Source organism: uncultured Jannaschia sp. (assembly GCF_947503795.1).
Taxonomy (GTDB): Bacteria; Pseudomonadota; Alphaproteobacteria; order Rhodobacterales; family Rhodobacteraceae; genus Jannaschia.
The window spans coordinates 261,023-274,651 of the sequence record NZ_CANNEZ010000003.1 but is presented as its reverse complement, the minus strand read 5'-3'; the positions used below and the strand labels follow the sequence as shown (position 1 = coordinate 274,651).

The 13,629-nt window shown below is 67.7% G+C and carries 10 protein-coding genes; 6 read left to right on the top strand and 4 right to left on the bottom strand.

The window, feature by feature from the left end; all coding sequences use genetic code 11:
• Positions 1 to 17: 17 nt before the first annotated feature.
• Positions 18 to 1,874: a nucleoside-diphosphate sugar epimerase/dehydratase gene (locus Q0833_RS16760; protein WP_298437704.1), complete on the top strand. Its 1,857-nt coding sequence runs from the start codon at positions 18 to 20 to the stop codon at positions 1,872 to 1,874.
• 44 nt (positions 1,875 to 1,918) lie between these two features.
• On the opposite strand, the gene katG is transcribed toward Q0833_RS16760, so the two are convergent.
• On the bottom strand, positions 1,919 to 4,123 hold the full coding sequence (gene katG, locus Q0833_RS16755; protein ID WP_298438361.1) for a catalase/peroxidase HPI: 2,205 nt from the start codon (positions 4,121 to 4,123) through the stop codon (positions 1,919 to 1,921).
• A gap of 114 nt (positions 4,124 to 4,237) precedes the next feature.
• On the opposite strand from katG, the gene Q0833_RS16750 reads away from it, so the two are divergent.
• From Q0833_RS16750 to betA, 5 genes are all read left to right on the top strand, one after another.
• Positions 4,238 to 5,122, top strand: a complete 885-nt coding sequence (locus Q0833_RS16750) for a hydrogen peroxide-inducible genes activator (RefSeq protein ID WP_298437701.1) — start codon at positions 4,238 to 4,240, stop codon at positions 5,120 to 5,122.
• 51 nt (positions 5,123 to 5,173) lie between these two features.
• The gene (betI, locus tag Q0833_RS16745; RefSeq protein WP_298437698.1) at positions 5,174 to 5,734 is read left to right on the top strand and encodes a transcriptional regulator BetI; all 561 of its coding nucleotides are present in this window, start codon (positions 5,174 to 5,176) and stop codon (positions 5,732 to 5,734) included.
• Positions 5,731 to 7,239 (top strand): choline-sulfatase, encoded by a 1,509-nt coding sequence (betC, locus tag Q0833_RS16740; protein ID WP_298437695.1) that lies wholly within the window; start codon positions 5,731 to 5,733, stop codon positions 7,237 to 7,239. The genes betI and betC overlap by 4 nt, the downstream gene beginning before the upstream one ends.
• Positions 7,240 to 7,310: 71 nt before the next feature.
• Positions 7,311 to 8,771 carry a betaine-aldehyde dehydrogenase gene (betB, locus tag Q0833_RS16735; protein ID WP_298437692.1) on the top strand — a complete coding sequence of 487 codons (1,461 nt, stop codon included), beginning with the start codon at positions 7,311 to 7,313 and terminating at the stop codon, positions 8,769 to 8,771.
• Between the two features lies 1 nt (position 8,772).
• Positions 8,773 to 10,419 (top strand): choline dehydrogenase, encoded by a 1,647-nt coding sequence (betA, locus tag Q0833_RS16730; protein WP_298437690.1) that lies wholly within the window; start codon positions 8,773 to 8,775, stop codon positions 10,417 to 10,419.
• Positions 10,420 to 10,500: 81 nt separating this feature from the next.
• Here betA and Q0833_RS16725 read toward each other — a convergent pair whose 3' ends face one another.
• From Q0833_RS16725 to Q0833_RS16715, 3 genes are read right to left on the bottom strand one after another with little or no spacing between them, the layout of a single operon-like run.
• Positions 10,501 to 11,562, bottom strand: coding sequence for a glycine betaine/L-proline ABC transporter ATP-binding protein (locus Q0833_RS16725; RefSeq protein ID WP_298437687.1), 1,062 nt, complete (start codon positions 11,560 to 11,562; stop codon positions 10,501 to 10,503).
• A complete protein-coding gene (locus Q0833_RS16720; RefSeq protein WP_298437684.1) occupies positions 11,559 to 12,584 on the bottom strand; it encodes a proline/glycine betaine ABC transporter permease in 1,026 nt (341 codons plus the stop codon). Before Q0833_RS16720 ends, Q0833_RS16725 begins: the two co-directional genes overlap by 4 nt.
• Positions 12,585 to 12,643: 59 nt before the next feature.
• Positions 12,644 to 13,618, bottom strand: coding sequence for an ABC transporter substrate-binding protein (locus Q0833_RS16715; RefSeq protein ID WP_298437682.1), 975 nt, complete (start codon positions 13,616 to 13,618; stop codon positions 12,644 to 12,646).
• Between the last annotated feature and the right edge of the window lie 11 nt (positions 13,619 to 13,629).

The following is a 13,629-nucleotide window of genomic DNA, read 5'->3' as shown; positions in this document are numbered from 1 at the left end:
CCCGTCGCACGAAGCGGATGATCTTTCTCGTCATGGACGGGCTTCTGGTGCCGTTGAGCCTCTATCTGGCGCATGCGCTCCGCTACGGGACGGCGACGCCCCCGCTCGATGGGGGCGCACCCTATCTCCTTCTGGCCACGGCACTGGGCCTCGTGATTGTCACCGTGCTGCGCCTGCCCTGGATCAAGCTCAACGCGCTGGAAGCCCATGCGATCATCAAGATCGCGCTTGCGGCGGGGGCGATCGCAATCGGCATGGCCACGCTGAGCTTCATGCTGCAGGCCGGGTCGCCCCGCTCGGTGCCCGCGATGACGGGTGCCTTGTTCTTCTGTTTCACGATCCTGGGCCGCCTCGCGGCGATCATCCTTCTCGAGACGTTCTGGCCACCCGCCGTCGCCGAGCCCGTCGCGATCTACGGTGCGGGACGGGCCGGAATCCAGCTGGCCGCGGCGCTTCGCCAGAGCCAGGAGGCGCGCCCCGTCCTCTTCGTCGACGACGATCCCGGCCTCTCCGGCCTCCTGATCGCGGGGCTCCCGGTCTATCCCGCCAAGCGGCTGCCCTCGCTGGTCGAGAGCCACGACCTCCGACGCGTGCTTCTCGCCATGCCGTCCGTCCCCGACGAGGTGCGGCGCGAGATCCTCGAACGGCTGGAGCCGCTGCCGATCCGGACGCAGGTCCTGCCCTCCTATGTCGAGATCATGGCCGGGACCGACGACGACACGCTGCGCACGGTCGAACCCGGCGCGCTTCTGGGCCGCGACCAAGTCAATCTCGACACGCCCGAGATCGCCGCCGCCTATTCCGGCAAGGTGGTGATGGTCACCGGGGCCGGCGGCTCTATCGGGTCCGAGCTTTGCCGCCAGCTCGTGACCTGCGGGCCGGCCGCGATCATCCTCTTCGATCATTCCGAACACGCGCTCTACGATGCGCATCGCGATCTGGTCTCGCTGGCCGCGCGCCACGGCGTCCGCATCGCGCCGCGCCTCGGATCGGTCACCGACGCAGAGACGCTCGCGCGCGTCCTTGCCCGCGAAGGGGTGCAGATCATGCTGCACGCCGCCGCCTACAAACACGTCCCCCTCGTCGAGGAAAATGCACTCGTGGGCGGCGCGAACAACATCATCGGAACCCGCATCGCCGCCGAGGCCGCCGCGCAAGCCGGCGTCGAGCGGTTCATCCTCGTCTCGACCGACAAGGCGGTGCGGCCCACCAATGTCATGGGCGCGACGAAGCGGTTGGCCGAACTGGTGGTGCAGGACCTGCAGCCACGCCACCCGGCCACGAAATTCGCGATGGTCCGCTTCGGCAATGTGCTCGGCTCGTCTGGATCAGTGCTTCCACTCTTCGCGGAACAGATCCGGGCGGGTGGGCCCGTCACCGTCACTCATCCCGACGTGACCCGTTTCTTCATGACCATCGCCGAGGCGGCTCGGCTGGTGCTGCTCGCCTCGGCCTTCGCCCAGGGGCGCGACCTCTTCGTTCTCGACATGGGCGAGCCGCAGAAGATCCTCGACATCGCGCTGCGGATGATCGCGCTCTCGGGGCGCAAGCCGATCGACCCCGAAACGGGTCAGGGCGATATCGAGATCCGGATCACGGGGCTTCGGCCGGGCGAGAAGCTTTATGAGGAGCTGCTGATCGACGATGCCAGCCTGCGGTCCACCCCGCATCCCAAGATCCTCCGCGCCGAGGAGGCGGGGCTGACCGAGGGGGCGATCTGCGGCATGCTCGACGCGCTCTCGACCGCGATCCATGACGGACGGCCGGATGTGCTGCGGGCGCTTCTGTCCGAGTATGTCGAGGGGTATGCGCCGCCCCGAACGACGCCGCTGGAGACGGCCCGAGCGGACCCCATGCGCAAGCCCGCCGCCTGACGCGCGGTCCGGGCGGCCCGGTCCGGGCCGCCCGCCGAAGCGCATCAGATGTCGAAGCGATCCGCTTCCATCACCTTCGTCCACGCCGCCACGAAGTCGCGCACGAACCGCGCCCCCGAATCGTCCTGGGCATAGACCTCGGCAATCGCGCGAAGCTGCGAGTTCGAGCCAAACACGAGGTCGCAGCGCGTTCCCGTCCACTTGGCCGTTCCCAACGCGCGGTCGCGGCCTTCGTAGATGCGGCCCCCCTCCTCGACCGGCTTCCACTCGGTGGCCATGTCCAGAAGGTTCACGAACACGTCGTTCGACAGCACACCCGGCCGGTCGGTCAACACGCCATGGGCGCTGCCGTCGGCGTTCTGGGCCAGCGCCCGCATTCCGCCCACGAGGACTGTCATCTCGGGCGCGGACAGCCCCAGAAGTTGCGCGCGATCGACCAGCAGCTCCTCCGGCGAGGCGGTGAAATCCGCCGCCTGGAAGTTGCGGAACCCGTCGGCGCGGGGCTCCAGCGGCTCGAAGCTCTCGGCGTCGGTCTGTTCGGCCGTGGCGTCGCCGCGTCCGGTGCTGACCGGCACCGTCACGTCGTGACCGCCGGCCTTGGCCGCCGCCTCGATCGCCGCGGCACCACCGAGCACGATCAGGTCCGCGATAGAGACCGAGCCGTGTTCGGCACGGATGCCCTCCAGCTTGTCCAGCACGCCGGCCAGCGCCGCGGGGTTGTTGATCTCCCAGTCCTTCTGAGGCGCGAGCCGGATGCGAGCACCATTGGCGCCGCCCCGCTTGTCCGAGCCCCGGAAGGTCGAGGCCGAGGCCCAGGCGGTCTGGATCAGGTCGCGGGCGGGGATCGCCTCCAGCAGCTTCGACTTCAGGGCCGCCACGTCCGCGTCCGACAGGGTCGTCCCGGCGGGCACGGGGTCCTGCCAGATCAGATCCTCGGCAGGCACCTCGTCGCCGAGATAGAGCACCTTGGGCCCCATGTCCCGGTGCGTCAGCTTGAACCACGCGCGCGCGTAGGCATCCGCGAACTTGGCCGGGTTCGCGAGGTAGTCCTCGGCGATGGCGCGGTAGGCCGGATCGACCTTCATCGCCATGTCGGCGGTCGTCATCATCGGCTGATGCGTCTTGGTCGGATCATGCGCGTCGACGACCGTCCCGGCCATCGCGTCGCCCACGGGCTTCCACTGGTTCGCACCGGCGGGGGACTTGGTCAGCTCCCACTCGTTGCCGAGCAGCGTCTCGAGGTAGCCCATGTCCCAGGTCGTCGGGTTCGGCTTCCACGCGCCTTCGATGCCCGAGGTGATGGTGGCACCGGAATGACCTTGCTCGAACGCGTTCTTCCAGCCGAAGCCCATGTCCTCGATGGCGCCGCCTTCAGGCTCGGCGCCCACATTGGCGGCATCGCCCGCACCATGTGCCTTGCCGAAGGTGTGCCCGCCCGCGACAAGCGCCACGGTCTCGGCATCGTCCATCGCCATGCGCGCGAAGGTGTCGCGGATGTCGTGGGCACTGGCCTGCGGATCGGGATGCCCGTCGGGGCCTTCCGGGTTGACGTAGATCAGACCCATCTGCACCGCCGCGAGCGGGTTCTCGAGGAACCGGCCCTTGCCGTCCTCGCCTGCGTCATACCGACTGTTCGGACCGCCGGAGACTTCGAGCCAAGTGTCCTCGGCGCCCCAGTAGATGTCCTCCTCGGGCTCGAAGATATCGGCCCGGCCTCCACCGAAGCCGAAAGTCTCGAAGCCCATCGTCTCCATCGCGACGTTACCGGTCAGCACGAAGAGATCGGCCCAGCTGATCGCGTCGCCATACTTCTTCTTGATCGGCCAGAGCAGGCGCCGCGCCTTGTCGAGATTGCCGTTGTCAGGCCAGGAGTTCAGCGGCGCGAAGCGCTGGTTTCCGGTCGAGGCGCCGCCGCGGCCGTCGGCCGTGCGGTAGGTGCCCGCGGCATGCCACGCCATGCGGACGAAGAACGGGCCGTAATGCCCGTAATCCGCCGGCCACCACGGCTGGCTGTCGGTCATAAGGTCGGCGAGATCGGCTTTCAGCGCCTTGAGATCGAGGCCCTTGAAGGCCTTGGCATAGTCGAACGCCTCGCCCAGCGGATCGGTGACCGGCTGGTTCTGATGCAGGATCTTGAGGTTGAGCTGGTTCGGCCACCACTCGCGGTTCGAGCGGCTCTTGTTGGTGACGTGCAGGGTGGCGCCGTGGATGACGGGGCACTTGCCCGCGCCGCTGTCCGATCCGTCCATCATGAAATCTCTCCCGGTTGCACGGGCCCGGCGGGCCACGCGGATGCCGCCGGATATCACGGGGACGCCATGATCATAAGTTGCATTTTCATATCTGTTCGATAAGCCAAGATTATGGACAACGTCACACTTCGCCAGTTCCGCTATTTCGAGGCGCTGGTGCGCCACGGGCATTTCGGCCGCGCCGCCGACGCCTCCGCGATCTCGCAGCCCGCGCTTTCGGTGCAGATCAAGGCGCTGGAGACCGCGCTGGGGGCCGCGCTGTTCGAACGGGGCCCGCGCGGCGTCGTGCCGACGGCGTTCGGCCACGAGGTGGCGCCGCGCATCCGGTCCGTCCTGCGCGAGGTCGAAGCCCTGTCCGATCTCGCCCGTACCGCGCGCGACGTTCTCGGCGGGCGGCTGAGGCTGGGGGTCATTCCAACCATCGCGCCCTACCTGATGCCGCGCCTCGTCGCGGCGCTGGATGCGGCCTATCCCGATCTCGATCTCGACCTGCGCGAGACGATCACGCCCCGGTTGATTGCCGATGTGCAGGAGGGGCGGCTCGATGCCGCACTCGTCGCCCTGCCCGTCTCCGAGCCGTCCCTCGCCGAGGCTCCGCTCTTCGATGAGGCCTTCGTGCTCGTCCGACCAGAAGGCGACGCCGGAACGCCGCTCCCTACGCCGGACGCCCTTCCCCTGATGCGGCTGCTTCTCCTAGAGGAAGGCCACTGCTTTCGCGATCAGGCGCTGTCGTTCTGCAACATGCGTCCGATGCGACCGCGGACCGGCATGGACGGCTCGTCGCTGTCGACGCTGGTCCAGATGGTTGGCGCGCGCCTCGGCGTGACGCTCATCCCCGAGATGGCCGTCGCGGTCGAGACCGCGGCTGCGCCCGTCACCGTCGACCGGTTCCCCGATCCGCAGCCGACGCGCACCATCGGCCTCGTCTGGCGGAAGGGCGCGGCGCTGGGCGACGACCTGGCGGACCTTGCGACGGTCCTGCGCGGCCTCGATTGACAAACACGCGTGGTGTGAAGATTGATTGACTGGTCAATCAATGGACTTCCGATGCGCACCCAGCCCGAACCTGTCCGCCGCGCCGCTTTGGCCGAGGCCGCCATCGCCGAGATCGGCGCGCGCGGATCGCTGGACGTGACCGTCGCGACGATCGCGAAGCGCGCCGGCATGTCGCCCGCATTGGCGCATCACTATTTCGGATCGAAGGACCGGATGCTGGTGGCCGCGATGCGGCACATCCTGCGCGATCTCGGTGCCAGCGTCCGCGCCGAACTGGCCGGAGCGAAGACGCCCAAGGACCGGCTCGACGCAATCGTCGCCGCATGCCTCGCGCCCCGCACCTTCGAGCGCGACATCGTCGCCGCCTGGCTGACCTTCTACGTCCACGCCCAGCATGATGCCGGGACCCGGCAGCTTCTGCATGTCTACCAGCGGCGCCTGCGGTCGAACCTGATCCATGCCGCGCGACCGCTCACCCACCAGCCCGAACGCCTGGCCGAGACGGTCGGCGCGCTGATCGACGGGCTCTACGTGCGCCACGCGCTGTCGGACACCGATCCCGCCGCGGCCATCGCACTCGTCCGGGACACCATCCGGAAGGCCCTGCGATGACGAAGCCGAACATCCTCATTTTGATGGTCGATCAGCTCAACGGGACGCTCTTTCCCGACGGGCCCGTCGATTGGCTGCACGCGCCTCACCTCAAGGCGCTGGCGGCCCGGTCGCGGCGCTTCGCCAACTGCTACACCGCGTCCCCGCTCTGCGCGCCTGGCCGCGCGTCGTTCATGTCGGGTCTGCTGCCCAGCCGCACGCGGGTCTACGACAACGCCGCCGAGTTCGCGTCGGACATCCCCACCTACGCGCATCACCTGCGCCGCGCGGGGTGGAAGACCTGTTTGTCGGGCAAGATGCATTTCGTCGGCCCCGACCAGCTCCACGGCTTCGAGGAACGGCTGACGACCGACATCTACCCGGCCGATTTCGGCTGGACGCCCGACTACCGAAAGCCAGGCGAGCGGATCGACTGGTGGTATCACAACATGGGGTCCGTCACCGGCTCGGGCGTGGCCGAGATCACCAACCAGATGGAATATGACGACGACGTCGCGCACCATGCGAAGGCGTGGCTCTACGACGCGGCGCGCGGGCAGGACGATCGCCCCTGGTGCCTGACGGTCAGCTTCACCCACCCGCACGATCCGTATGTGACGCGGAAGCGGTTCTGGGATCTCTACGAGGATTGCGCGCACCTGCTGCCGTCCGTTCCCGAGATGGCATACGAGGCTCACGACCCGCATTCCAAGCGCATCCTCGACGCCAACGACCGCGGGAATTTCGACGTGACCGAGGCGGACGTGATCCGGTCACGCCGCGCCTATTTCGCCAACATCTCCTATCTGGACGACAAGATCGGCAAGGTGCTCCGGGTACTGGACGACACGCGGCAGGAGGCGACGATCCTCTTCGTGTCGGACCACGGCGACATGCTGGGCGAGCGGGGGCTCTGGTACAAGATGAGCTTCCTCGAAGGCTCGGCGCGGGTGCCGATGTTGCTCGCCTCGCCGGGCATCGAGCCCGGCCTCGACGAGACACCCGTGTCGAACATCGATGTCTGCCCGACGCTTTGCGAGATCGCGGGTGTCGATATCTCGGAGGTCGCGCCCTGGACCACGGGCGAATCGCTGGTCCATCTGGGGCGGGGTGGCACGCGCACGACCCCGGTCGCGATGGAGTACGCTGCCGAAGGCTCCTACGCGCCGCTCGTCGCGCTGCGGCAGGGGCGCTGGAAATACACGCGCTGCACGCTCGACCCCGAACAGCTCTTCGACCTCGATGCCGATCCGCACGAGTTGACGAACCTCGCGGGTGACCCGACCCACGCCGAGACGCTGACCGGGTTCCGTGCCGAGGCCGACGCCCGCTGGGATCTCGACCGGTTCGACGCCGAGGTGCGCGAAAGCCAGGCGCGCCGCTGGGTCGTCTACGAGGCCCTGCGCGAGGGTGGATACTACCCGTGGGATTACCAGCCGCTGCGCGTCGCCTCCGAGCGGTACATGCGCAACCACATGGATCTCAACGTACTCGAAGACGAGACACGCTTTCCCCGCGGCGAATGAACGGGCGAGGGGCCAGCCCCTCGCGCACCCCGGCATATTTTGAAGAACATCGAAGGAGGCGTCGCAGCGCCATGACCCGACCAAACGCACACCCCACCGCCAGCCATTTCATCGACGGGGCCTATGTCGAGGACAGGGCAGGCACCGCGATTCCCGTGATCTATCCCGCGACCGGCGAGACGATCGCGACCGTGCACGCCGCGACGCCCGAGATCGTGGACCGCGCGCTGGCGTCGGCCGTGCGCGCACAGGTCGAATGGGCGGCGACCGATCCCGCGTCGCGCGGGCGCATCCTCCGGCGGGCGGCGGACCTGATCCGTGATCGGAACCGCGAACTGTCCGAGCTGGAGACGCTCGACACCGGAAAGCCCCTTCAGGAAACGCTGTTGGCGGATGCGGCGTCGGGCGCCGATGCGCTGGAATATTTCGGCGGGTTGGCGGTCGACCACACCGGCACGCAGATGAACTTCGGCAACGATTGGGCCTACACGATCCGGCGGCCGCTGGGGGTCTGCGTCGGGATAGGAGCGTGGAACTACCCCACGCAGATCGCCTGCTGGAAGGGCGCGCCCGCGCTCGCGACCGGCAACGCGATGGTGTTCAAGCCGTCCGAGACGACACCGCTCTGCGCCCTCAAGATCGCCGAGATCCTGTACGAGGCGGGTCTTCCCAAGGGTCTGTTCACCGTGATCCAGGGCTTGGGCGAGGTCGGCGCGGCGCTGACGACCGATCCGCGCGTCGCCAAGGTATCGCTCACCGGATCGGTGCCGACGGGGCGCAAAGTCGCGTCGGCGGCTGCGGGCGAGTTGAAGCAGGTGACGCTGGAGCTGGGCGGCAAATCGCCCCTGATCCTGTTCGACGATGCCGATCTGGACGACGCGGTCTCGGGGGCGATCAACGCGAATTTCTACGCGTCCGGGCAGGTCTGTTCCAATGGGACCCGGGTCTTCGTGCAGACGCATCTGAAGGACGCCTTCATCGAACGCCTGACGGCCAGGCTGGACGGTGTGATCACCGGCGATCCGCTGGATGAGAGCACCAATTTCGGGCCGATGACGACGGAGGCGCAGACCGGGATCGTCCTGCGCTACCTCGAGACGGCCAAGGCGGAGGGCGCGCGCGTGGTCACCGGGGGTCACCGCATCGACCGCGAGGGCTGGTGGATCGCACCGACCGTGCTGACCGACCTGACGGACGACATGCAGGTCGTGCGCGAGGAGGTGTTTGGCCCGGTCATGTCCGTTCTGGACTTCGAGACCGAGGACGAGGTCGTCGCCCGCGCCAATGCGACGCCGTTCGGACTATCCGCCGGGGTGTTCACCCGCGACCTCGCGCGCGCGCATCGCATCGTGCGCCAGCTTCACGCCGGATCCTGCTGGATCAACCAGTACAACCTGACGCCGGCCGGGCTGCCCTTCGGTGGCTCGAAGCTGTCGGGCATCGGCCGCGAGAACGCGCGCGCCGCGATGGACCACTTCACCGAGATCCAGAGCGTTTATGTCGGCATGGGTCCGGTCGAGGCGGCCTACTGACATGGAAGCCGATTACGTCATCGTCGGCGCAGGCAGCGCCGGCTGCGCCATGGCCTACCGGCTGGCCGAGGCGGGGCGCTCTGTCCTGGTGATCGAGCATGGTGGCACCGACGCGGGGCCGCTGATCCAGATGCCAGGCGCGCTGTCCTTTCCGATGAACATGGCGCGCTACGACTGGGGCTACACGAGCGAGCCCGAGCCGCATCTGGGCGGGCGCCGCCTTGCAACGCCGCGGGGCAAGGTGATCGGCGGATCGAGCAGCATCAACGGCATGGTCTACGTGCGCGGACACGCCTGCGACTTCGACCACTGGGTCGAGATGGGCGCGACGGGCTGGGGGCATGCCGACGTGCTGCCGTATTTCAAGCGAATGGAGAGCTGGCACGACGGCGGCCATGGCGGTGATCCCGACTGGCGCGGCACCGACGGGCCGCTGCATGTCAGCCGCGGCACACGCGAAAATCCCTTGTACAGAGCCTTTGTCGAGGCGGGGCGGCAGGCCGGATACGAGACGACGGACGACTACAACGGCGAGAAGCAGGAGGGGTTCGGCCCCTTCGAGCAGACGGTCTGGAAGGGCAGGCGCTGGTCGGCGGCGAACGCCTATCTGAAGCCCGCGCGCGCCACGCAGCGCTGCGAGGTGGTTCACGGGCTGGCCGAGCGCATCCTCTTCGACGGCGATCGCGCGACCGGGGTGGCGCTGGCCGGTGGGCAGATCGTCCGCGCGCGTGCCGAGGTGGTGCTGGCGGCGGGCGCGATCAATTCGCCGAAGCTGCTGATGCTATCGGGTATCGGTCCTGGCGCGCATCTGGGAGACCACGGCATCGATGTCCGAGCCGCCTGCGCCGGCGTCGGTCAGAACCTGCAGGACCATCTCGAGATGTATGTCCAGATGGCGGCAAGCCAGCCAGTCACGCTATTTCGCTACTGGAGCCTACTGGGCAAGGCCTATGTCGGGGCGCGCTGGCTGTTCACGCGGACGGGGCCGGGGGCCACGAACAACTTCGAAAGCTGCGGTTTCATCCGATCTGAAGCGGGCATCGAATACCCCGATATCCAGTTCCACTTCCTCCCGCTGGCGGTGCGCTATGACGGGCAGGCCGCGGCCGAGGGGCACGGCTTCCAGGCCCATGTCGGGCCGATGCGCTCGACCTCGCGGGGCGAGGTCATGCTTCGGTCGGGCGATCCCGCCGAGGCGCCGCGCATCCGCTTCAACTACATGAGCGAGGCGCGCGACTGGGAGGAGTTCCGGCGCTGCATCCGCCTGACGCGCGAGATATTCGCTCAGGACGCGTTCGCGCCCTACCGGCGCCACGAGATCCAGCCGGGCGAGGCCGTCGCATCAGATGCGGAGCTGGACGCCGCAATCCGCGACCATGCCGAAAGCGCCTATCACCCCTGCGGCACCTGCCGCATGGGCGCGGCCGACGATCCGGGCGCGGTGGTCGACCCGGAGTGCCGGGTGATCGGGGTCGAGGGCCTGCGTCTCGCGGACAGCTCGATCTTCCCGCGCATCACCAACGGCAATCTCAACGGGCCGTCGATCATGGTGGGTGAAAAGGCATCGGACCACATCCTGGGCCGCCGCCTGCCCGCCTCGAACGCCGAGCCGTGGATCCATCCGAACTGGCGGGTCTCGCAACGCTGACCGCGCATCGAGGATCGTCCGGTCTGCGATCCTCTGGCCGGAAATACCTCGGGGGTCCGGGGGCTGGCCCCCGGCCCGGCCTCAACTCGCGCGCGCGGCCCCTTCCGACACCCGCGGCACCAGCGCGCGGACGAGGTCGGCCATGTCGATCTCGCCCACGGGACGCCCGTCCTGCATGACGCGATAGGCGCGGTCGGTCTCGCCGCCCGACTCGGCGATCAGGCTTTCGAGAGTGGCATTCGCATCGACATCCCCCGCCACCTCGCGGCCCGTCGGCGTCTCGTGCATGACCGAGCGGACGCGCAGCACGCGGGCGCGATTGATGTCGCTCACGAAGTCCTCGATGTAGGGATCGGCCGGGTTCAGAAGGATGTCCTGCGGCTCGCCCTGCTGGACGACGGCGCCGTCGTTCAGGATCACGAGGTGATCGGCCAGCTTCAGCGCCTCGTCGAGATCGTGGGTGATGAAGACGACCGTCTTGTGAAGCTCGGCCTGCAACTCCAGCAGGAGGTCCTGCATGTCGGTGCGGATCAGCGGGTCGAGCGCCGAGAACGCCTCGTCCATCAGCATGATGTCGGAATTCGAGGTCAGCGCACGGGCGATGCCAACGCGCTGCTGCATCCCGCCTGAAAGCTGGTGCGGATAGCGATCCTCGTAGCCCGCGAGGCCCACGCGAGCGAGCCATTTGCGCCCCTCCGCCTCGCGCGTCTCCTGATCGACGCCCTGCACCTCGAGCGGCATGGCGGCGTTGCCGAGTACGGTCCGGTGCGGCAGCAGCGCGAACTTCTGGAACACCATCGACATCTTCTTGCGCCGCATCTCGCGCAGGTCTTCCTCGTTGAGCGAAGTGACGTCGACGCCGTCCACCTCGACCACGCCGGCCGTCGGCTCGATCAGCAGGTTCAGGTGCCGGATCAGGGTGGATTTGCCCGACCCCGACAGGCCCATGACGACGGTGATTTCGCCGGCCCACATGTCGACGTCGATGTTCTGGAGCCCCAGCACGTGATTGTGCTCGGCCAGAAGCTCCGGCTTGCCCATGCCGCCGCGAACCTGGGTCATCATCGCCTTCGATTGCGGGCCGAAGATCTTGTAGAGCCCGTCGATCCGGACTTGCGGCGTGCCCTGGCGCGAGGTTTTCATTTCACACTCCTCGACACGTCGACGCGCGCCAATGCGGCCTTGGAGGCCCGGTCCAGCATCACCGCCAGCAGCACGATCCCGAGGCCGGCCACGAGGCCGACGCCCAGTTCGAGATTGCGGATGCCGCGCAGCACGAGGACCCCGAGGCCCGGCGCCGAGACGAGCGATGCGATCACCACCATCGCCAGCGACATCATGATCGTCTGGTTCACGCCCGCCATGATGTTCGGCAGGGCCAGCGGCACCTCCACCTTCCAGAGCTTCTGGCGCGGCGTCATGCCGAAGGCGTCCGCCGCCTCGATCACGTCGCGGTCCACGAGGCGGATGCCGAGATCCGTCAGGCGCACGACCGGCACGATCGCATAGAGGATGATCGCGATGCCGTAGAGTTTGGATTCGGTCACCGAGAAGAGGAAGATCAGCGGGATCAGGTAGACGAAGCTGGGCAGCGTCTGGAGCAGGTCCAGCACCGGAATCGTCGCGCGCTGCAGCCGGTCGGACTTGGACATCGCGATGCCGATGGGCACGCCGAGCACCACGCAGAGCCCGGTGCACACGAAGATGATCGAGAGCGTCTGGATCGCCACATCGAGATGATCGATCACGCCGAGGAACAGGAAGCTGAGCGCCACGAAGATCGTGACGCCGATGCTGCGCGACACCCACCAGCAGAGCGCGATGAGGCCGGGGATCAGGATCCACCACGGCATCCAGGTAAAGAGGTCGAGCGCCCCGTCCAGCATCCAGGACAGGGGCTGGGTGATCGGGTCGAGAACGAATTTCAGCGCGTCCTTGGCCTCGAGGAAGGCGGTCTCGACGCCGTTGGTCATCTCGCGCGTGCGCGGCACGGCGTTGCAGGCCTTGTGGAGCTCGTCGAGCGACGGAAACGGAAGCGCCGGCCCCTCCTGCACGCTGCCCGACTGTGCAAGCAGGTCGGCCATGCTCATCGGCCCGCCATCATCGCCGCCATCGCACCAGTCGCGAAGGCCGAGCGCGTCGAACGCGCCGTCGTAATATGCCATTGTTCCGTCCCCCGGATGCGGATCGGGCCGGAGGAGTACCTCCGGCCCGTCCATCGCGCTTACTGGATGATCGCCGCCAGCTTCTCGCGGGCGTCGTCGTTCAGCCAATTGGGCCACACGTCCTTGTAATTGGTCAGGAAGTAGACTGCCGCTTCCTCGGCCGAGGCGGAGTTGTCCTCCTGCCACGCCAGCACCTCGCCCATCTGGGCGTTGGTGAAGGAGACGTTGCGCATCAGCTCGGTGACCTCGGGATTGTTGTCCCGGAAGTCGGCCGTCACCACGGTCAGCACCTTGCCGCGCGGATAGGCCGAAAGGGCCGGGTCCGGGCACGGGTCGAGCGCGTTGCAGGTATGCGCCTCGGCGTCGAACTCGCCCACGTCCACGAGGGTCATCGGATATTTGCCCAGAACGCTGGTCGGCGCCCAGTAGTAGCCGAACCACGGCTCCTCGTTCTCGAAGGCGGCGGCGATGGAGGTCGCCATCGTCTCGCCCGAGCCGTGCACGAAGGTCTCGATGCCGGCGGCTTCGGTGCCCGCGGCGGCGAGGTTGTTCATGTTCACCGTCTTGCAGGCCCAGCCGTCCGGGCACTGGTGGAAGCGATTGCCGACCAGTTCAGGGTTGGCGAGGATGCCTTCCAGCGTCGCCGCCTCGGGGTTGGCTTCGACCACGTAGTCGGGCACCCACCAGCCCTCGATGCCGCCATCCGACAGCACTTCGGTCAGGGGCTCGACCTTTCCTTCGGCCGCGAGGCGGTCGTAGACCGGCGCCGCGTTGACCCAGAGTTCGGTCAGGATGTCCGGCTCGCCCGTTTCGGCGACCGACGTGATCGCGGGGTTGGTCGAGGACGGAATGCTGTTCACGGTGCAGCCGTAGCCCTGTTCCATCAGGAACTTGGACACCGCCGTCACCACGGCGGACGAGGCCCAGTTCATCTCGGTGATGGACACCTCGCCGCAGCCATGGCCGTCGGCCAGCGCGGCCCCGGCAGTCAGCGGCAGCGCGAGCGCCAGACCTAGTGTGGTCGTCTTGATCATTCTCTTCTCCC